This window comes from Oceanobacillus manasiensis (genome assembly GCF_000724085.1).
Taxonomy (GTDB): Bacteria; Bacillota; Bacilli; order Bacillales; family Amphibacillaceae; genus Oceanobacillus_B; species Oceanobacillus_B manasiensis.
In genome coordinates, this window is record NZ_CCDL010000001.1 from 1278736 (window position 1) to 1299212 (window position 20477).

Genomic DNA, 20477 nt, shown 5'->3' on the forward strand with positions numbered 1-20477 from the left:
CATACAAGAATTTTCAAAAAACACTTTATTTTACGAAAAATATTTGATACTGTATAACTATCATGCTGTCTGATAGGTATAATAAAAATGAAAGGGGTTACAAACTATGAACAAACAAGACTTAGAAATATGTGCACACGGCTATGAAGATAATACGAAATACGAAGGTGCAGTTATTCCACCTATTTATCAAACAAGTCTATATACATTTAGAGACTATAAAAAGTTTTCAATCGCACTTGATAACCAAAGGGAAAATTTAGTGTATAGCAGAGGATTAAATCCAACAGTGCGTTTATTAGAGGAAAAACTTGCCGGTTTGGAGCAAGGTCAAATGTGTAAAGCGTTCGGATCAGGTATGGGTGCTATCAGTTCAACATTGATGGCGCTCCTTAAAAGCGGTGATCACGTATTACTTGTTAATCAGATCTATGGGCCAACTGTCGAACTTTTGGAACATCTTCATTCATTTGGAATAACTTTTGACCAAACTTCAAATCATTTACATGCTATAGAAGCAACTGTGAATGATCGGACAAAGTTGATCTATATTGAGAGTCCAGCAAGTATGGATATGAGTATTGCTGATTTGAAAGCAATAAGTAAATTTGCTAATAGTCGAGGAATTATTACCGTAATAGATAATTCATGGGCAACTCCATTATTTCAAAAACCCCTAACTTTTGGTATAGATTTAGTTATTCACTCTCTATCTAAGTATATCGGCGGTCACAGTGATGTAGTTGCAGGAGCAGTGATTGGAAACAAGGAGCTTGTGGAACCAATTTTCCAATACGGTCATCAGTTATTTGGATCAACGCTTGCTCCACAAGATGCCTTTTTGTTAATAAGAGGATTACGCACTTTACCCGTTCGAATGAAGCAGCATCAAGAAAATGTTTTAGCTGTAATTGATTACTTAAAAACAAAAGAAGAAGTTGTGAAAATTAATCATCCAAGTGTACTAACAGGTGAATCGAAGGAAATTTCAGACAGTCAGCTACAGGGTTATGCCGGGCTACTAAGCTTCGAGATAAAGTATGGTAATTATAAGCAAATTGAAACATTTTTGAATGCGTTATCAATTATTCAAATAGGCGTCAGTTGGGGAGGCTATGAGAGCTTAATTATTTCATTTGTTAAATCTCATGAAACGGATACTCAGAAACATGGATTTATTCGTCTTGCTGTTGGTTTGGAAGGACCAGAATTGATAATCGAGGATTTAGAAAAAGCTTTTTGTGCATTGAGTGAGACTATCGTTTATAAAAAATAATAAATGAGGAGAGTGAAATGCTTATGAAGACAAAGAGACAAGCATCCTTTTATACTTCTGCTTTATTGATAGCTGTCATTCTATTCGTTATGATCTACGGCGTGATGATTGCCGGATTTCCTGTTGAATCTGTTTTAATCACAGCAGGGGTATTAGCTACCATCTTCGCAATGCTTCATGGTGCTAATTGGAGTAGTATCATGAACGTCATGTCAGAGAAGATCAAAACAGCGTTAATAGCTATTTTAGTTTTATATAGTATAGGTTTGATAATAGGTACATGGATGATGTCAGGAACCATCCCTTACTTTATTTATTTGGGATTGGAGATAATTAACCCTCAGTACCTGTATATAATGGCCTTCTTGGCACTAGCAATAGTATCTGTATGTATTGGAAGTTCTTTTTCTTCTGCAGGTACAATAGGTGTAGCAATCATGGGGATTGCAGCAGCGATGGATGTAAACCTGGCAATTACAGCTGGGGCAGTTATTTCTGGTGCATACTTTGGGGATAAGCTATCTCCTTTATCAGATACGGTAATAATGAGTTCTTTAGTAGCGGAAGTGAATGTATATGATCACATTAAGCATTTAATGTACACTTCCATCCCCTCTATGATTATAGCAGCAACTGTCTTTTTGATTGTTGGACTTAAAATTGATGTTTCAGGATTTCAGTCTGATAGTATTATGAATGTGTCAAACACGCTACAAGATTTATTTAACATGAATTTATTGCTGATTATACCTGCTCTCATTGTGATCATTGGATCATTAATGAAAAAACCAGTACTAATTGTGCTGTTCCTATCTTCATTATCTGCTATGGTTTTATCCTCATTGATGCAACAAGAGCCTTTAACACAAGTAATAGAGGCAGCTGTAGAAGGTTTCAATTTAGAAATGTTAACAGCTGTAATTCCTGATCTACAACTAGGTATGATTAGCGAAAATATACAAACCTTACTCAACAGGGGTGGTATTTACAGCATGCACCAACCTGTATTAACAGTATTTTGTGCATTTTTCTTTGCAGCAGCTTTGGAAGTATCCAGAGCACTAAAGATCGTTTTGTCTAAAACTCTTTCATATATAAAGTCAGCAACAAATACAATCTTAGTTTCACTTGTTTCAGGACTTGCTATTATACTATCAACAGGAAATAGCTATGTTACATTTTTCTTAATGAAAGATGCATTTGCAGAGCAATATAAAAAGAGAGCTTTGCATCGGCTAAACTTATCCAGAAGTATGGAAGATGGAGGTATGATTCCTGAAGCATTAGTTCCCTGGACAGTCGCAGGAATTTATATGTCAACAACGCTTGGTATTAGTGTTATTGAATATGCACCTTGGGCGATATTTAATATGTTCGGTATTGTCTTCTCTGCCATCTTGGCCATTCTTGGACCATATACAAATTGGTTTGGTATTAAACGAATAGATCCAAACAAAGAAGAACTTTTTACAGGGCAAGAAACAAGGGAAGAAAAAATAAATTAGAAAAAAGTAGCAACGAAAAAAACATAATTGTATTTTGGCAGGGAGGCGTTCTATTGTTGCGATAAGCGAGTATTTCTATGAGTTTTTAAATTTAAAAGGTATGTGCCAAATTTTCAAAATAAACTTATCTTTTAACAGGAAACCCCTTTCATCATTTGTTTTTGTTTGTTATACTGTTAAGCAAAATAGTGAAACAAAAATAAAACAATATAAAACAAAGTAAACAAAAGTTGACCTAGATAAGGAGAAATTAAGTATGACACAAATTTTACAAGAATTATCGATATATTCCGTGAAACTAGTAGATAGTGGTCTAGTTGTAGGTGCAGGTGGAAATTTAAGTGCACGTAAAGGAAAGTATATGTATATCTCTCCAAGTGGATTTGATTTAAAAGAAGTTACTGAAAATGAGTGGGTTAAAGTTGAAATTGATTCCGGGAAAGTTTTGAGTGATTTGAAACCTTCTTCTGAGTTGGAAATGCATTTAGAATGTTATAGAAAAGATCAAAGCATTCAAGCAGTGCTACATGCACATCCGACATATTCGGTTGCAGTATCATCAACTGGTAAAGAAATTCCTCCAATGTTCCCTGATTACCCAGCAATGGTAAAAAGTGTTTCATATATTGATTACGTGATTCCAACAACAAACCTTATTGCTGAAAAAGTAGGTGAAGTTGTTGCTGACAGTCAGGCTATCGTGATGCGAAATCATGGAGTTCTAACAGTAGGGACTACAGTAAAAGAAGCATATTTTTATATGCAATTGACTGAAGAAGCAGCAAAAGTATACGCAATTTCTTTAGCAGTAGGAAATCCCAGAACCCTAACAGAACAAGAGTGTGATGATTTACGCAATCTATCGGCTGAAACATATCGTTCAAGTCTGTTGAAAAAGTAGTACTAGGTTTAGAATCTATAATCCCCACAAACAGAGGTGAAATGTTTTGGTTAAAAAAGTTTTATCTTTTGATTTTGGAGCATCGAGTGGACGAGCAATATTAGGGACATATGAAGGGAATATTATCCAATTAAAAGAGATTCACAGATTCGAGAATAAACCAGTCATCCTTAATAATACACTTTGCTGGGATATCGATAAACTTTTTGATGAAGTGAAGAAGGTGCTTAAGGAAATTGGCAAGAAAACAACTATTCACAGTATTGGTATTGATACCTGGGGGGTTGACTTCGGTTTACTTAATAAAGAGGGCAAACTGATCCATAACCCTGTACATTATCGGGACCCTAGAACGGAAGGGATCTTGGAAGAAGTAGAGAAGTCTTTTTCACAAAAAAAATTATATGAAATGACTGGAAACCAGATAATTTTTTTTAACACAATCTTTCAGCTGGCATATTTGAAAAAATATAAAGAAGAAGAATTAGAAGAAGCGGAGTCACTGCTATTGATGCCTGATTTGTTTAATTATTTTCTGACGGGTGTGATGCGTGGGGAAGAGACAATTGCTTCGACGACACAGCTTTTTGATCCATATAAGAAAAGATGGAATGAAGAAATCATCCGTAAACTTGGTTTTCCAATTGATATTTTTCAAGAACTAGTAAAACCGGGTGAAAAAATTGGAACCGTTTCAGAAGAACTGTCTAATGAATTAGGAATTCCACAAATACCGGTAATCGCTACAACTTCACATGATACAGCGAGTGCTGCTGTTAGTGTGCCTGCCTCAAATGATGAATTTCTGTTTATTTCATGTGGGACATGGTCGTTGGTAGGTACTGAATTGGATGAACCAGTCATTTCTCCAAAAACAGCGGGCTATAATATCACAAATGAAAGCGGATTCAACGACAAATCACTATTTATGAAAAACGTTACTGGTCTATGGGTGCTTCAAGAAACCAAAAGGCAAATGGAGAAAGAAGGAAGAAATTATTCGTATGATGAAATTACCAAAATAGCAGAAGAAGCAAAGGCTTTCAACTTTTTCATTGATACGGATCATCCAGATTTCCAGTTGCCTGGAGATATGCCTTTGAAGATAAAGGAATATGCGAAAAAGACAAACCAGCCTATCCCAAAATCAGATGGAGAAATTTTCCGAACTATTTATGAAAGTCTTGCATTAAAGTACCGTTCTGTATTTGAAGAAATCATGGAATGTACAGGTAAACATTTTAAACAGGTGCACATTGTTGGAGGTGGATCTCAGGCAGGAATTTTATGTCAAATGGTGGCGAACGCAGGTAATATTGAAGTGTTGGCAGGACCTGTTGAGGCGACTGTCATTGGCAATACTGTTGTTCAGCTAATTTCACAAAACGTAATCCAAAGTGTCCCGGAAGCCAGGGGGATTATTAAACAATCCTTTGGTGTGAAAGTCTATCATCCAGAACAGCATGAAAAATGGAATACACATTATGATGATATTAAGGCCATACTGGAGAATTAAAAAGGAAGTATGTATGAGAAGCTGAGAAAAAGATAGAGCTCGGTTGGTTTAGCTAGATTAGTAGAAACATTACTTAAACAGGAGAGGATAAATATGACTAGATTGCCGAAAGTTGGTATACGCCCAACAATAGATGGAAGAAGACAGGGAGTAAGAGAATCATTGGAAGAACAAACAATGAATATGGCAGAAAATGTTGCTAAGTTAGTTCGAGAAACATTAAAGTATCCGGATGGAAACCCTGTTGAATGTGTAATTGCAGATTCAACAATTGGCGGAGTCAAGGAGGCGACAGATTGTAAAGAAAAGTTTCATCGGGAAAATGTGGGATTGACCATTACAGTAACACCATGCTGGTGCTATGGAACAGAAACGATGGATTTGGACAATAAAATGCCACATGCTGTCTGGGGATTTAATGGAACAGAGCGCCCTGGTGCCGTTTATCTTGCGGCGGTTCTAGCAGCGTACGCACAAAAGGGGGTTCCAGCATTCGGTATTTATGGTGAGCATGTACAGGAAGCAGATGATGAAGAAATACCCGAAGATGTAATTGAAAAGTTATTACAATTTACAAGAGCTGGATTAACTGTCGCAATGATGAAAGGTAAATCATATCTATCTATGGGGAATGTATCCATGGGAATCGCTGGATCAATTGTTAAAGATGATTTTTTCCAAGAATACTTGGGAATGCGGAATGAGTACATTGACATGACTGAATTTGTTCGTCGAATAAACGAAGAAATCTATGATAAAGCTGAATACGAAAAAGCATTAAAATGGACGAAAGAAAATGCTATTGTAGGCTTTGATAACAATCCAGATGAATTGAAATTCACGACAGAAGAGTATGAAAAGAGTTGGGAAACAGTTGTTAAGATGACATTGATTGGTCGGGATTTGATGGTGGGAAATAAAAAACTGGCAGAGGCTGGGTATGATGAAGAATCACTAGGTCATGATGCTATTTTGTCAGGATTTCAGGGTCAGCGACAATGGACTGATTATTCCCCTAATGGGGATTACATGGAAACGATTTTGAATAGCTCGTTTGACTGGAATGGAAAGCGTGCACCATATGTTATGGCAACAGAAAATGATAATAATAACGGTGTATCGATGTTGTTTAACTATCTACTTACAAATACACCGCAAATATTTGCCGATGTTCGGACCTACTGGAGCCCGGAGGCAGTTAAACGAGTTACCGGATATGATCTGACCGGTAGAGCGGCGAATGGCCTCATTCATTTGAAAAACTCAGGTGCTTCTGCATTGGATGGAACAGGCCAGCAAACAAAAGATGGTGAACCTGTAATCAAACCGTTTTGGGAGGTCACGGATGAAGAAGTAGATGCAATGATGAAAAATACTACATTCCATCCAGCCAATAAGCAATATTTTCGTGGGGGAGGATTCTCAACTCGCTATCATACAAAAGGAGAAATGCCACTGACAATGACACGGTTGAACATGGTAAAAGGGCTTGGACCTGTTTTGCAAATTGCTGAAGGGTATTCTGTTGAATTGCCGGATGAAGTTTATGAGACAATTGACAATAGAACGGATCCAACATGGCCTACTACATGGTTTGCACCAATACTTACAGGTGAGGGGGCATTCAAGACGGCTTACGATGTAATGGACTATTGGGGATCTAATCATGGAGCTATTTCTTATGGACATATAGGTGCAGATCTTTTAACATTAGCATCTATGCTAAGAATTCCCGTTAATATGCACAATATTGATGAATCACGTGCTTTCCGTCCACATGTTTGGTCGATGTTTGGAACGCAAAATGTTGAGGCAGCCGATTTCCGTGCATGTGATAATTTTGGAGCGTTGTATAAATAAGTATAACTAAATAGTGGCTGTCGTCGTTTGCAGACGGCAGTCTTTTTATTTTCAAGAGAGGATTTTTAATGAATGAGACATTCATTGAAATCTACTTCGGAAATTTAATTATCAAAATATTGCACTAATAATAGTGAGTGAATTTGGTCTGTAAACGCTTCCAGTATAAATGTATAATCTGATTAAGTTAAAAAAACGAATTAAAGAGTGGTGAAAGAAAATTGTTAACAACAAGAGAGATTCAAATTGTCACAAAATTACTTGAAGCAGAAAAAACTTTGAGGACAAAGGATTTATCAAATTATCTTGATGTTAGCACAAGGACAATAAAAAATGATTTAAAGAATGTTCGTGTATGGTTTCAGCAATATGACATCGAGTTGTGCGCACAACCGAATAAAGGTTACTGGATTGATACGGAAGAAAATGAACGGTTAATGCTCTATCAAACATTATTGGGTGAGGATAGTAAACCCTTTCATGCTGATCAGAACACACGAATCGAAAAAATACTATATATATTTTTTTCGCAAAGGGACTATATAACTGCAGCGCAACTTTCAAATTATTTACAAGTTAGCAGAAATACGATCCTGAGTGATTTGAACTTTTTGGAACAATACATCCAGCCTTGGGAAATTAAATTAAAGAGAAAAACACGTGTCGGTTATAAATTAGTGGGACCAGAGCTTAATATTCGTTTATTGTTCGAGAATATCATCCAAAGGAATTTAAATAATTTTGATGTGTATAACATTATTACGCAAATTCAATCGGACAAAAGAGTGGAATGGAATCACGGGTTTACCTCAGAAATTAATGTGAAATTTGCCGAGGTAATAATCCACTTCCGTAAGATATGGAAAGACGATAGAAGAAACGACATAACACATTCAGAGATTTTATCTACACTTATACGTCTTACTATTTTTTTAGTAAGGATGGAATACGGCTTTACTATTGGTAACTATAGGTTACTAAAACTCGACCAAAACAAATCTCATGATCTAGCTGGATTTTTGACCAAAATAGTAGGAGCTATATGTGAAGAAAATGCTTTACCATTACTTGAGGATGAGTTTTCTTACATTCACCGTAACTTTTTGTTGGAAGATGAAAATATAGATCTACTTATTTTAACGGGAGAATTAATTCATTACGTAAGTGAAAAAGAACAAGCTCCCTATTCTAATGATACTAGATTATTTAATAATTTATTGTTACATCTTTCATTACGATTTGAAAAACACTCCACATATGTTACAGAAATAAACCCCTTTATTAACGAGATTAAACAAAAAAACGCATCATTATTTTTTTCTGTGAAAGAGGGTTTTAAAAATATTTTTTCAGATGTAGTAAATCACATGAACTTTCCTGAAGCGGTAGAGGACTCATTCATTTCTTTCATTACATTACACTTTCTTAATTCATATGAAAATGTACTAAATAGAAAGCCAGAAATTAGGGCTCTTTATGTATGCTCAACTGGAAGAGGAGTTGCTCGATTTATCAAAAATCGAGTTGAGAGCCAAATCAACGATATCAAGATTACGACTTACTGTTCTGTAATGGAAATAGCTAACGTCACTAAAAATGAAAATTTTGATTTAATCATTAGTATGTTTCCGATTAAAACTACTTTTCCCGTAATTGTGGTAGACCCTGTGCCGACTGAAGATAATATCGAAGCTATAAGGGAAAAAGTTCATAGCCTATACCAGCAGGATAGAGTCGATGCAAAGGTTATAGAAAAGGATGTTTATAACCCGAATGAAAAAGATTTTGAGTCAACTAGTCAAGAAATTATTATTAAGGGGTTTGAGATATCTTATGAAATCTATGAAAAATTGACTGATAAAGTTATCGAAGAACGTGAGAAAGGGCTTTTTGTCCATCTATTTCTTATGATTCATCGTTATTATTTTCATAAACAATATGATCAGTTTATATATCAGAGAAACGGAGATCAAAATGAGGACTTGTTGCGGGAAATAAATGAAATCTTAAAAAGCCATAGTATTTATATTAATGAATCTGAACAAAGTGCATTGCTGCAATATTTCAAAAAATAATGTAAATCATACATTATGTCTTTGAATTATACGTTACAACCAAGAAGGGTGGTTTAAGAAAATTAACAGCTTATACGAAGAAAAGGAAAAATTAATGATAAATAGTGGCGATAAAGAATTGTGCAAACATGCATTTGACCTAGCTCAAAACCAATGTAAAGAGAAAAGGATATACATGACAGATAGTCAACTATTGGCAGTGCTTTCTCATATTTCTGCTATGGTTCATCGTTCTTTAACAGGTGAAAAGTTAATTGGGTTTGATCACAAAATATTTGCTAGTGTTTCAGATGAATCATTATCTATAGCAAGAAAAGTGAAAGATTTACTAGACGGATTGGAAGAGGATGAGATCTATCTATTGTCAATTCATTTTGAAGCGGCAAAAGAAAATTTGTATAGATAAAGGATAGATAGTTCCATTTTCTTAGTTGGTTTCTTTAAATCATTTTAAGTTTAAAGAAGAGTTCACCATAAAAATTGGAGTGAAAAAAGTGGGAAAAAATGTATTTGAGGAATATGGGTTAAAAAAAATAATTAATGCAAGTGGGAAAATGACGGCTTTGGGAGCTTCTTCTGTCACTGAAGAAGTTGCCAGTGCATTGAAGGTTGCAGCAAAAGAATATGTGGACATTGAGGAGCTAATTGAATATGCAGGTAAAGTCATTGCTTATCATACCGGTTCTGAGGACGGTTGTCCGACTATTGGCGCCGCATCTGGAATTGCGATTGCAGTTGCAGCAGTAATTGCAGGAAGAAACAGGAGCTTAATTGAAAAAATGCCTAACTCAGATGGGTTAAAAAATGAGATTGTTATCCAAAAGGGCCAAACCATTAATTTTGGTGGTACTATTGATCAAATGATTCGTATGGGTGGAGGTAAGGTCATCGAAGTTGGTAGTGTCAACAAAGTAGAAAGGGAACATATTGAACAAGCAATTACCGATAAGACAGCAGCACTAATTTTTGTGAAATCTCATCATGCAGTGCAAAAAGGAATGCAAACGGTAGAAAATATGGTTAGAGTCGCCCAGAAACATCAGATCCCATTAATAGTTGATGGCGCAGCAGAAAGTGATTTTCGTAAATATATTACGATGGGAGCTGATATCGTAGTTTATAGCGGAGGTAAGGCGTTGGAAGGTCCAACATCCGGCTTTATTTGTGGGAAAAAGAATTTAATGGAAGCTTGTCGTGAGCAGTATAAAGGAATTGGCAGAGCAATGAAAGTTGGAAAGGAATCAATTTTGGGACTCATTGTTGCCTTAAATCAATATCAGTTAAAAGTCCCTCGTGCTGAAGAACAACTTTCTCGTATGGAGTCTATGTGCCAGAAATTGAATGAGATAGAGGGACTATCATGCGTCACCAAACAGGATGAAGCGGGCCGTTCCATTTATCGTGCACAAATAAAAGTAAAAGAAAAAGCAGGAATAACTGCAGAGCAGTTATTGTATCGTCTGAAAAATGGTGATCCAGCAATTTATTTGCGTGACCATTATGTGAATATTGGTGTATTATCTGTTGACCCACGTCCATTGCTAATCGGTCAAGAAGACATTATTGCTGAACGAATCATTACTGTAATAAAAGGAGATGACAGCATTGCCTAATAAACGAACATTTAAAAATTCGCCACAGTTTTATAAAGAAAAAATTTGTCTAAATGTACTAGCTGGTTCAAAGGAAAATGCAGCTGATATTTGTGAAGCAACAGATGGTAACGTCCTGATAGGACTTTTATCAAGAGACTATCAATCTAATGAGGAAGCTGTCTCAGCTATGAGGGAATATGCAAAAGTAACTGGGAATCGTATATCGATTGGATTAGGTGCAGGAGACCCATCCCAAGCAAAGAATGTAGAAAATATTGCAGGATTAGTACAACCGCAACATGTTAACCAGGTTTTTACAAATGTTGGTGCTACGAGATCTTTACTAGGTCAGGAAAGTACAATAATCAATTCTCTAGTCTCACCTAGTGGTAAGAAGGGGTTCGTCAAAGTAAATACTGGAGCAATTTCTAGTGAATTAACACCAGCCATCGTACCTGTAGAAACAGCAATTGGAATGATTAAAGATGCGGGTGGAAACTCGTTGAAATATTTTCCGATGAATGGTTTAGAAAAGATGGAGGAATATAGCGTGGTGGCAGCAAAATGTGCAGAACAAGATTTTATACTTGAGCCAACTGGTGGGATTGGTTTGGATAACCTTGGAGAAATATTACAAGTAGCCTTAAGAGAGGGCGTACCAAAAGTTATACCACATATTTATAGTTCAATAATTGATAAAGAAACAAAACTCACAAAGATCGAGGATGTGAAAAAGGCTATGAACATTATAGAACAAATCTTATAAAGAAACGAGGTGATTGGAATGGAAGATCTTTTGTTGGTTAATGGGATTATCATAGACCCAGATAACTCTAAACGAAAAAATGGAGTAATAGGTATTCAAAAGGGGAAATTCGTCGATCCATCTCAAATTGAAACTGATTCAGCTGAAATAGTGGACTTGAAAGGAGCATTTGTGGCTCCCGGATTCATTGACATTCATGTACATGTGTTTGAGAATAGTACCTTTTTAGGTGTGAAGGCAGATGATGTGGGGATTTCTCAAGGAGTAACTACTATAGTAGATGCTGGGAGTTCAGGTGTGGACTACTACAATACTTTTAAAGAAGATGTTATTTATAAAAGTGAGACAGAGGTACTGGCTTTTTTAAATATTTCTCGTAAAGGGCTAGTGGAAGGTACGCATGAATTACATAATCCCGAAGATTTAATGTCCATTTATGAGGCAAAACAAGCTTTTTCTAGGAATCCTTCATTAGTAGGGATTAAAGTAAGATTGAGTCGATCGGTAGTTGGAAATCAAGGTGTTCTACCATTGTTACATGCAAGAAAAGTAGCTGATCAAATTAATGTGCCTTTAATGGTACATATTGGTAACCCACCTCCTTATTTGCCGGAAGTCTTTCCAATTCTAAAAAAAGGAGATATTGTCACACATGCTTTTCATGGGAAACCTCATGGAATTTTAGAAGAAAACGAGCTTATTCCAGAAGCAAAAGATGCATTAGATCGCGGTGTGCTTTTCGATATTGGCCACGGGTCAGCTAGTTTCAGTTACAGTATACTGGAGCAATTTAAAAAACGTTACCCATACACATTTACTACCAGTACAGATATACACAGTCAGAATATAAATGATTCGGTAGGAAGTCTTATGGTAACAATGACAAAACTCTTGCAACTAGGATACACACTGCAAGATATAGTTAAGAGTGTCACTATACTGCCAAAGAGGGCACTTCAGTTAAAGGACCAAGGTTCATTTGCTATTGGAACAACTGCTGACGTTTCTATTTTCCGAATAATACAACAAGAGTCTGATTTGAAAGACGCAGAAGGAAAAACGAAAAAGACTTCAAAATTAATGAAGCCTGAAATAACAATTCGTAATGGAATAATAGTTTGGAAGAGTAATCAATAAATTAATATATTTTATAAAAAGATGAGGGGTATGAAAATGATTACAGTTGTAATTGCAGATCGATTAGGTAAAGGGCAAAATGTTGCGAGAGGTGCAGAGGAAGCCGGCGCAAATGTGATTCTTGTGCCTGGGATCGGTGCAGATATGAAACTAGGTGACGTCATGAATGAGCATGATGCAGATTTCGGGATTTCGTTTTGTGGTAGTGGTGGTGCTGGAGCGATTTCAGCTCAAACAAAATATCAGTACCCTGCAAAATATGGCATGAGGTCAATTCAAGAAGGAATTACTGCAATTGAAAATGATAAAAAGGCCCTTGGTTTTGGATTTATGGATTCGGCTGATTTAGGAAAAGCATTGGTTGAAGCTTATAATAAGAAGGTTAACAAAGGTGAATAAAAAGATAGAAGATTATATCTATGTAAGTGGAAAAGGTTCTTCAAAAAAGCAAGCTGTTAGTCAAGCGCTTGCTAAAATTCAATCAGAAGTTATGCGAAAATATCATGATTACATGATTATTAGGGTAGAGCCGATGGATGTGGAGATATCTAATATTGAAGAGCAGAAGTATACAGAAAAATTTCTCTTCTTTTTCTTCAAAAGAGAAAAGACAAGTGTGAATGTCGAGTTGAAGGTAACAGTTTCCCTATTTTTGATGGGATTATAACTAAAAAAGGGCGGGGTAAGAATAAATGACTATTTGGATTTTAATAAAGTCACTCATCATTGGTGGGCTAGTTGGGTTTTCTGTTAGTGCTGGTGCAGCTAGAATGTATCACATTCCCAAAACACAAGGTATGGGAGCATTTCGTACCCTTGGAGAGTTAAATGCTTGTCAAGGTGATCCAGCAAGTCACTTTTCGTTTGGTCTTGGTGTTTTCTTTAATGCCTGGGCGAATACTGTTGCAGGAGGTGCCTTGACTGGTGATGTTGGACATCGTGTTATACCAAACTGGTCAGCCGCAATTGTGCTTTTAAAAGGTAAGGATCCAGAAAAGACTTTGCATAATCCAAAAAAGATGGCGATTACTGGCGCCATTGTTGGGGCATTAGTGGTTGCATTTCTTAATGTAACGGCATCCTCTATACCAACATCGTTGCAAGAAGTTGCTAGTGAAGTATTGGTCCCCGCAGCAGACTGGTTTTTAAACCCTGTTATGCCAGCAATTTTCTGGTTAGCGGCAATAGATGGGGGTAGAAGAACAGGGATATACGGAACATTATTTGGGGGATTAGCACATCTTGTAATGGGAAATGCAGTGCCGGGTCTTGTATTAGGAATTTTGATTGGTAAAGGCGTGGATGATACTGGGTGGTCCAGGATGTCCAAAATAATAATTACAGCAATTGTATTACTCTTTATTTTCAGTGGATTCTTCCGCGGGTTTGATATCGAATTGTTGCAATCATTAAATATCACAGTTCCTAATTGGTTAGAAGATCTACATCAAATATTCGGATATGAGGTGGAATAGTATGGGAAATCAAAGTAGTAATGGAGAATTAGCAAATAAAGATTTTTGGTATGCCGATTGGTCATTCCCGATATTTACAACCCTTCTTGCTTCTGGAATCTTTGCTGGAACCCATATGTATTATGTGCACGGGACAGGTGTTTTTAATGAAATTTCCATTCTCGCTATGTTGAGAGTAGGCATGGAAGGTGGAGGATATGGAGCTGCTGCTGCATTTGGAGCAAGTTTTCTCTTTGCTAGGATATTAGAAGGTTCACTTGTAGGGATATTAGATATTGGCGGTTCTATGATGACCGGAATTGGAATTGGTCTCCCAGCTCTTATTTTAGCTGCTGGGTTTACACTCCCTTTAACAAGTTTTCCAGTGGCTTTGATCACAGGTGCTTTACTAGGGTTAGCGATAGGGTTAATTATTATAACCATACGCAAATATACTATAGGTCAAGGTGGCTCTTCATTTGGAGCAGATATTCTGATGGGGGCAGGAAATCAAGCAGGTCGTTTTTTCGGACCGCTTATTATAGTCAGTGCCTGTGCAGCTTCAATACCAATAGGCATCGGTTCCATATTGGGAGCACTAATATTTTATGGTATGAACAAACCAATTATTGGTGGTGCAATTCTTGGAGCAATGCTTTTAGGTTATTTCTTCCCCATTACCTAACATGAAATGAGATGTGAAAAATGGATATTTATAAAAGGTTAAAGTTAAAAGAAGTAATTAATGCTTCTGGAAAGATGACTAAACTGGGTGTTTCAGGTGTTAGTGATGAGGTGGCAGAAACAGCTAGGTATGCATTACAAAACTATTTTCATATAGATGAAATGATGATAGCTGTTGGGGGCGTAATTGCAGATGTAACCGGCGCAGAAGATGGCTGTCCAACAGTGGGAGCGGCTGCGGGAATTTCAATCGCAACCGCGGCTATTATTACAGAAGGAAAAGAAGATCTAGTCTCATATATGCCGCATTCAAAAGGATTAAAGAATGAAATCTTAATCCCAAGGGGGCACATTATTAATTTTGGTGCTGATATCCGACAAATGATAGCTGTTGGGGGCGGAGTACCAGTTGTGGTCGGCACAGAAGAGGCCCTTACGATTCGTGATATAGAATTGGCGATTACACCACAGACTGCGGCACTTATGTATGTTAAATCTCATACTACAGAGAACTATAGTATGATTTCAATGAAACAATTACTTAACATAGCGCATAAAAATGATTTACCTTTGATAGTCGATGCTGCAGCAGAATATGATTTTCAAAAATATATCTCTATGGGTGTTGATATTGTAATTTATAGTGGATCAAAAGCTCTGGCTGGCCCAACTTCTGGTATGATTTGCGGACGATCATTTTACATGGAAGCATGCCGTGCACAATATAACGGAATTGCACGTACGATGAAAATTGGTAAAGAAGGAATGGCAGGTTTGGCAGCAGCATTACTTGAATACCCAGACAAAGTTATGCCCCGAAAAGAGCAAATAAAAGTTTTAGATGTTATGAAGGAAATAGTTGATGAAACGCCAGGTATAAGGTATTCCATTATTCAAGATGAAGCAGGCCGAAACATATACCGTGGCCGTATAGAAGTAATTGAAAATGAAATAAATATATCGGCTAACGAATTATATCGAGCTCTAAAAGAAAATGATCCATCAATTGTATTGCGGAATCACAAGCAACAACAGGAAATACTAGATATCGATCCACGTAATTTGAAAATGGGGCAAGAAAAAATGATAGCGAATAAAATAAAGAGTATAGTTGAAGAATCTACTAAACAACAGAAATAATTGTAGCCATCTTTAATGCCTGAATGGGACGCATGTAAAACCCCTTGTAAACATTCCGTTTACAAGGGGTTTTTGGATAGATAAAAGAGAGTTCTAGCAACGATATAGCTATTGCACATGAAACTCCTGTACATGTGATGGCCTGGATGGCTACAGAATCTCTGCCATCATTAATCATACTCCTAGCAATAGGAATATTTTACTTGACTTACCGATATGTCAAAAGACTTTATTTAAAACCTTACCTTTGACACGAGATGGTTATGAATCTATTCATAATATATAGTATGAAATAAGCATTACAAGATAGGAACGACTTGACTGATTTAGGTTCTCATCAATAAAGTTCAATGTCTCAACCTCCACTATTCACAAACAATTACCTGCCGTGAGAAAAGCTCCTTTAACCCTTTATGTGCTGCGCATCTATCTACTATTGTAAAACCGGCCATCAAAATCACTTCATCCATGTCTTCGATTGTAAGAATCACAACTCTATCAGCTATTCTTCTAGCATGCTTGATAATAGCGAACTGCTCTTCCGGTGTAGCTAGGGAAGCAATGTTGTAAGGCATATCAATGATTGCCACATCATAATGGCCATCTACCTCGGCAATATCTTTTACTTCAACTAATCCTTCATAGTTAAAGTAAGTGATATTTTCCCTGGATCCTTTTACTACTAAGGGATTGCGGTCAGAGCCAACGATTTGGATTCCCATGGAGAGGGCTTCGACAAGTACCGTACCTATTCCGCAGCAAGGATCAATCACGCTGACACCTGATGGGTCTGGAACTGCGATATTTACAACAGCTCTGGCCAAACGTGTGCTTATTGCTGTCGAGTATTCTTGAGGTTTTTTCATATGATGAAGCCATACGGACTCGCTTTCCTCGTATGTGCCAAAGTACCACTGTCCTTTAAACGGTACAATACCGAAGAGGACATCAGGATTTCTCATCTTAGCTTTTCCGATGATATTCCAGCCAATTTCTTTTTCAATAATCCGCTGTTCTGCAAAGTCTATTTTCTGTTCATTGGAAAGGTCATTTATTTTTATGTAGAGTACCTTAAAGGTTTGGTCACCAAGCTCGATTTGAGGAACCTGTTCAGCGATTGTCTGAATTGATTTTCCTGAGAAAAGAACCGAGAGCCTCCCCTTTATAAACGGGCTCCTACTTGGATCGATGTTTCTAGTGCTTTTTATCAGGTTATCGGATTCTTGTGCAAAGAATGCCCTTTGCTCTAATGCACAGAGAGACCTTTCTTCGAGACCATGCGCGTAGGTGTATAGGTATTCGGATGTTTGCGAGTTAAGTTTTGTCATATTTTGTGTATTAGCCCTTCTTCGATCATGAATTAATCCATTACTATTCAATCTATTATATCTTATATAATCCTTTTATAACGAAAAAGAGTAATATATTATGTAAAGATGTCGCACCGAAGCCGTATTCAAAAGGGCGGCATTATCGATTTGTCACATATTCACATTTGTGTTTTGTATAATATAGGGATTTGCAAACCCTAAGAGATGTGTTTGCAACACACTCACTTTCTTGTGATAAAATGAATTTGATGTTTGTAGGATGAAAATACTAACTTTTTTCTCATTTAGGAGTGAACGGGAGAAAAACGGAGTAATTATAGAATTCTAATTTATAGAGGGAGGTGTTATCTTGAGTAATATAGATACATTTAATGCGAGAGTATATCAGTTTAGTGATAAATTAACATCTAGTGATGAAATAATTGCTCGTTATATTGTCAATCACCCTCAAGAAGTGAGTAGAATGAAAATTACAGAGTTAGCTCATAAGTTATATATTTCTAAATCAAGTCTAGCACGATTTTGCACAAAGCTTGGTTATGACGGCTTTATAGAGTTGAAAAATAGCCTTAGATCCGAGCTCGTTGAAGATGAAGAAGAAACAATAAAAATATCTAATTTATTGGATGATTTAACTCATGATTATCGTGTGCTGTTGAATCGTTACACAAAGTACAGTGCAATGGATGAATTTGAAAAACTAGCTAATATTATCATGCAAAAGGATCACATCTATCTTTTTGGTTTAGGGCATTCGGCACTGTCCTCTCAACTATTTGCAACTCAACTAAAACGATTAGGTATTCGAGCTGAGGCTACTGATTCAGTAGAAGAGATGAAAATGCTGTTAGGAAATTTAAACCAAGATGATTTATTAATCCTAAATACTCACAGTTCTAAAAATTTCAATATCATTAATATACTTAGCATTGCTAAAGAATTTAAAATTGATACATTTTTGATCACTTCCTTTGGCAATCCTAATATAATTAAATTAGTCAACAATTATATTGTTCTTCCCAACACACTTCACCTAAAATTAAGTAGTCTGATTAACCCATCTTTTATAACAAATGTAATGATCGATATTGTAATAGGTTGTCTCATTGATGCAAATAAAGACTATATGAACAAGTATCAACGGTCGATAAGATATATCAATGAGGATTAAAAATCGTGTCAAATGTTTCAAAAAGATCTCGGTCCATTGTACTACGCCAAACGGTGTGGTACTTTTTTTGTAAGCACTAATTAAAAAAGAGGGGGGAACAATCTTGAGTGAACTATATGAAATGGGAGTGGAAACATTTGTGAACCTTAACTTTGAAAATAGTAGTACAGAAAAAGTTAACCTAATAAAAGAAATAGCTCAAGATCTATCTAAGAAAATGAAAGTGCAAGATTTAGCAGACTCCATAATAACTGCAGTCAACGAAAGAGAGCGACTAAGTACAACAGGGTTTGGTAATGGCATAGCTATACCGCATGGGAAAGTAAATGGACTTAAAGAACCTTACCTAGCATTTTATAATTTTGCTAACCCAATAGATTGGGAAGCACTAGATGATGAAAAGGTTGTAAACGCTTTCGTTATCTTGGTGCCTGACAACGATTCATCTGATATACATTTACGTTTAATCTCTACATTGGCATATAATCTGATGGATGAAACGTACCAAACTAAAATTTCAACAATCAGAAATGAAGATGAAATGAAGCAATTAATAAAAGAAATGTTTAAAAAAGAAGGAGAGTAAAGAGATGAATATAATTGCTATTACGGCTTGTCCAACTGGTGTTGCTCATACATTTATGGCGAAAAAAGCATTAGAGAACGCTGCTCTTAAGCTTGGACATAATATTAAAGTAGAGACACAAGGCGCAACAGGTATTGAAAACGAAATAACGGAAGAAGAAGTAAAAAAGGCAGACATTTTAATCTTAGCAGTTGAGGTAGGAATAGCTAAGAAAGAGAGATTTGAAACAATAAAGAAAGTCAATATTCCTATTGCAACAGCAATAAAAAGTGCCGAAGCACTAATTCGTAAAACAGAAGAAAAATTAAAGGATACACAAAAATAGTTTTTAATGAGGAGAGGTTTTTATGTTGAAGAAATTACAACAAGCATTAATGACTGGTGTTTCTTATATGCTCCCATTTATCGTTATAGCTGGTATGACAATTGCTGTTACAGGTATGTGGACGCAATATATAAACCCAGATACAGTTGCAATTAATACTTTAAATGGTTTCGCTTGGACTATTATGGATCTTATTCCAGCTATATTCGCAGCATATGTTGCTTATGCAATCGGTGATAAGGCTGCGATTGCGCCCGGATTTGTAGGGGGTTATATCGCATCTCAACCTTTAATAGAAGGAACTGCTGCTAGTGGTTTTTTGGGTGCTATGGTTGCTGGTGTTATAGCAGGATATTTAGTTGCTTATTCTAAAAAAATTAAGGTGCCTGAATTCCTTGAATCTATTAAGAAAACATTGTTTATTCCCGTGATCACCGGGTGGATAGTATATGTGCTAATGACTTATCCAGTTGCAATGACTATTGGTGAACTAAATGAATTTATTATTAATAATCTGATTACATTATCTGAAGCACCTCAGTATGCATTTCTCCTAGGTGCAATATTGAGTGCAATGTGTGCATTTGATATGGGAGGCCCGCTTAATAAAATAGCTATTACATTTGTATTCGCTGTATGGAATGATCCCAGCGGCATTGGCTTTGTAGTGAATGCCGCAGTATTCCCAGGAATTATGGTTCCGGCATTATCCGTTGGCATAGCAGCACTAATTGCTAAATCAAAATTTAGTGATGAAGAGATTAAAATGGCTCCACCTTCTATTTTATCGGGGATTGTTGGTATTACAGAGGCTACTTTACCATATGCTTTTCAAGACCCGATTAGAGTTATTGGTTCTAATATGATTGGCGCTGCAGTTGGGGGAGCTATCATGATGGGATATGGAGTTTCTACTTCTGGCGTTTCTGGTATTTTTGGGCTTCCTATGGCTAGCAACATATTTATGTTTATATTATCTATCGTTGTAGGTGTAGGTATCTCTGTACTATTGCAGATTACTTTAAAAAAGCGTAAACAACCAACAAGTTCTAGTGAAGAAAAGAATGATGATGATCTAGATTTCGAAATTACAATTTAAATATAAAAAAGAGGTGGAGAGACTGGTTTTAAAAAGCTAGCTCCTCCTTCTTTTTA

At 36.3% G+C, this 20477-nt stretch carries 20 protein-coding genes; 19 read left to right on the plus strand and 1 reads right to left on the minus strand.

The annotated features are described in order from the left end of the window. Nucleotides 1-106 precede the first annotated feature (106 nt). From BN985_RS06415 to BN985_RS06485, 15 genes are all read left to right on the plus strand, one after another. Complete coding sequence (locus BN985_RS06415; protein ID WP_042221893.1) at nucleotides 107-1276, plus strand: trans-sulfuration enzyme family protein; 1170 nt, start codon at nucleotides 107-109, stop codon at nucleotides 1274-1276. A gap of 23 nt (nucleotides 1277-1299) precedes the next feature. Beyond that, nucleotides 1300-2781: a Na+/H+ antiporter NhaC gene (gene nhaC, locus BN985_RS06420; RefSeq protein ID WP_198029978.1), complete on the plus strand. Its 1482-nt coding sequence runs from the start codon at nucleotides 1300-1302 to the stop codon at nucleotides 2779-2781. A 256-nt stretch (nucleotides 2782-3037) separates the two neighbouring features. Then, entirely contained in the window at nucleotides 3038-3682 is a 645-nt protein-coding gene (locus BN985_RS06425; RefSeq protein ID WP_042221895.1) for a class II aldolase/adducin family protein, read from the plus strand. Nucleotides 3683-3728: 46 nt separating this feature from the next. Beyond that, a complete protein-coding gene (locus BN985_RS06430) occupies nucleotides 3729-5198 on the plus strand; it encodes a rhamnulokinase (protein WP_042221897.1) in 1470 nt (489 codons plus the stop codon). Nucleotides 5199-5291: 93 nt separating this feature from the next. Further along, on the plus strand, nucleotides 5292-7058 hold the full coding sequence (locus tag BN985_RS06435; protein ID WP_042221899.1) for an L-fucose isomerase: 1767 nt from the start codon (nucleotides 5292-5294) through the stop codon (nucleotides 7056-7058). Between the two features lie 221 nt (nucleotides 7059-7279). Then, entirely contained in the window at nucleotides 7280-9133 is a 1854-nt protein-coding gene (locus tag BN985_RS06440) for a BglG family transcription antiterminator (protein ID WP_042221900.1), read from the plus strand. A gap of 94 nt (nucleotides 9134-9227) precedes the next feature. Further along, the gene (locus BN985_RS06445) at nucleotides 9228-9539 is read left to right on the plus strand and encodes a PRD domain-containing protein (RefSeq protein WP_042221902.1); all 312 of its coding nucleotides are present in this window, start codon (nucleotides 9228-9230) and stop codon (nucleotides 9537-9539) included. An 88-nt stretch (nucleotides 9540-9627) separates the two neighbouring features. Next, complete coding sequence (locus tag BN985_RS06450; RefSeq protein WP_084157459.1) at nucleotides 9628-10746, plus strand: DgaE family pyridoxal phosphate-dependent ammonia lyase; 1119 nt, start codon at nucleotides 9628-9630, stop codon at nucleotides 10744-10746. Continuing rightward, complete coding sequence (gene dagF, locus BN985_RS06455) at nucleotides 10739-11494, plus strand: 2-dehydro-3-deoxy-phosphogluconate aldolase (protein ID WP_232225547.1); 756 nt, start codon at nucleotides 10739-10741, stop codon at nucleotides 11492-11494. The genes BN985_RS06450 and dagF overlap by 8 nt, the downstream gene beginning before the upstream one ends. Nucleotides 11495-11512: 18 nt before the next feature. Then, the gene (locus BN985_RS06460) at nucleotides 11513-12631 is read left to right on the plus strand and encodes an amidohydrolase/deacetylase family metallohydrolase (RefSeq protein ID WP_042221906.1); all 1119 of its coding nucleotides are present in this window, start codon (nucleotides 11513-11515) and stop codon (nucleotides 12629-12631) included. 36 nt (nucleotides 12632-12667) lie between these two features. Further along, nucleotides 12668-13030, plus strand: a complete 363-nt coding sequence (locus BN985_RS06465) for an SFCGS family glycine-rich protein (RefSeq protein WP_042221908.1) — start codon at nucleotides 12668-12670, stop codon at nucleotides 13028-13030. Continuing rightward, nucleotides 13023-13298 carry a DUF4312 family protein gene (locus BN985_RS06470; protein WP_042221910.1) on the plus strand — a complete coding sequence of 92 codons (276 nt, stop codon included), beginning with the start codon at nucleotides 13023-13025 and terminating at the stop codon, nucleotides 13296-13298. The genes BN985_RS06465 and BN985_RS06470 overlap by 8 nt, the downstream gene beginning before the upstream one ends. 25 nt (nucleotides 13299-13323) lie before the next feature. Continuing rightward, nucleotides 13324-14106, plus strand: a complete 783-nt coding sequence (locus tag BN985_RS06475) for a DUF4311 domain-containing protein (RefSeq protein ID WP_042221912.1) — start codon at nucleotides 13324-13326, stop codon at nucleotides 14104-14106. Between the two features lies 1 nt (nucleotide 14107). Continuing rightward, a complete protein-coding gene (locus BN985_RS06480) occupies nucleotides 14108-14770 on the plus strand; it encodes a DUF4310 family protein (protein WP_042221914.1) in 663 nt (220 codons plus the stop codon). 20 nt (nucleotides 14771-14790) lie between these two features. Continuing rightward, nucleotides 14791-15909 (plus strand): DgaE family pyridoxal phosphate-dependent ammonia lyase, encoded by a 1119-nt coding sequence (locus BN985_RS06485; protein WP_042221916.1) that lies wholly within the window; start codon nucleotides 14791-14793, stop codon nucleotides 15907-15909. A gap of 365 nt (nucleotides 15910-16274) precedes the next feature. Here the strand turns inward: BN985_RS06485 and BN985_RS06495 are convergent, their stop codons facing one another. Further along, a complete protein-coding gene (locus tag BN985_RS06495; protein WP_042221919.1) occupies nucleotides 16275-17237 on the minus strand; it encodes a TRM11 family SAM-dependent methyltransferase in 963 nt (320 codons plus the stop codon). Between the two features lie 352 nt (nucleotides 17238-17589). On the opposite strand from BN985_RS06495, the gene BN985_RS06500 reads away from it, so the two are divergent. From BN985_RS06500 to BN985_RS06515, 4 genes are all read left to right on the plus strand, one after another. Continuing rightward, on the plus strand, nucleotides 17590-18411 hold the full coding sequence (locus BN985_RS06500; RefSeq protein WP_042221921.1) for a MurR/RpiR family transcriptional regulator: 822 nt from the start codon (nucleotides 17590-17592) through the stop codon (nucleotides 18409-18411). 103 nt (nucleotides 18412-18514) lie between these two features. Then, complete coding sequence (locus tag BN985_RS06505) at nucleotides 18515-18997, plus strand: PTS sugar transporter subunit IIA (RefSeq protein ID WP_042221922.1); 483 nt, start codon at nucleotides 18515-18517, stop codon at nucleotides 18995-18997. Nucleotides 18998-19001: 4 nt separating this feature from the next. Next, entirely contained in the window at nucleotides 19002-19322 is a 321-nt protein-coding gene (locus tag BN985_RS06510) for a PTS fructose transporter subunit IIB (protein WP_042221924.1), read from the plus strand. Nucleotides 19323-19344: 22 nt separating this feature from the next. Continuing rightward, on the plus strand, nucleotides 19345-20421 hold the full coding sequence (locus tag BN985_RS06515) for a PTS fructose transporter subunit IIC (protein WP_042221926.1): 1077 nt from the start codon (nucleotides 19345-19347) through the stop codon (nucleotides 20419-20421). The last annotated feature ends 56 nt before the right edge of the window (nucleotides 20422-20477 follow it).

Bases quoted from the DNA above. Each gene is read 5' to 3' on its own strand.
- BN985_RS06415 (WP_042221893.1), top strand. From the start codon at position 107: ATGAACAAACAAGACTTAGAAATATGTGCACACGGCTATGAAGATAAT.
- nhaC (WP_198029978.1), top strand. From the start codon at position 1,300: ATGAAGACAAAGAGACAAGCATCCTTTTATACTTCTGCTTTATTGATA.
- BN985_RS06425 (WP_042221895.1), top strand. From the start codon at position 3,038: ATGACACAAATTTTACAAGAATTATCGATATATTCCGTGAAACTAGTA.
- BN985_RS06435 (WP_042221899.1), top strand. From the start codon at position 5,292: ATGACTAGATTGCCGAAAGTTGGTATACGCCCAACAATAGATGGAAGA.
- BN985_RS06445 (WP_042221902.1), top strand. From the start codon at position 9,228: ATGATAAATAGTGGCGATAAAGAATTGTGCAAACATGCATTTGACCTA.
- BN985_RS06460 (WP_042221906.1), top strand. From the start codon at position 11,513: ATGGAAGATCTTTTGTTGGTTAATGGGATTATCATAGACCCAGATAAC.
- BN985_RS06465 (WP_042221908.1), top strand. From the start codon at position 12,668: ATGATTACAGTTGTAATTGCAGATCGATTAGGTAAAGGGCAAAATGTT.
- BN985_RS06475 (WP_042221912.1), top strand. From the start codon at position 13,324: ATGACTATTTGGATTTTAATAAAGTCACTCATCATTGGTGGGCTAGTT.
- BN985_RS06480 (WP_042221914.1), top strand. From the start codon at position 14,108: ATGGGAAATCAAAGTAGTAATGGAGAATTAGCAAATAAAGATTTTTGG.
- BN985_RS06485 (WP_042221916.1), top strand. From the start codon at position 14,791: ATGGATATTTATAAAAGGTTAAAGTTAAAAGAAGTAATTAATGCTTCT.
- BN985_RS06495 (WP_042221919.1), bottom strand. From the start codon at position 17,237: ATGACAAAACTTAACTCGCAAACATCCGAATACCTATACACCTACGCG.
- BN985_RS06510 (WP_042221924.1), top strand. From the start codon at position 19,002: ATGAATATAATTGCTATTACGGCTTGTCCAACTGGTGTTGCTCATACA.
- BN985_RS06515 (WP_042221926.1), top strand. From the start codon at position 19,345: ATGTTGAAGAAATTACAACAAGCATTAATGACTGGTGTTTCTTATATG.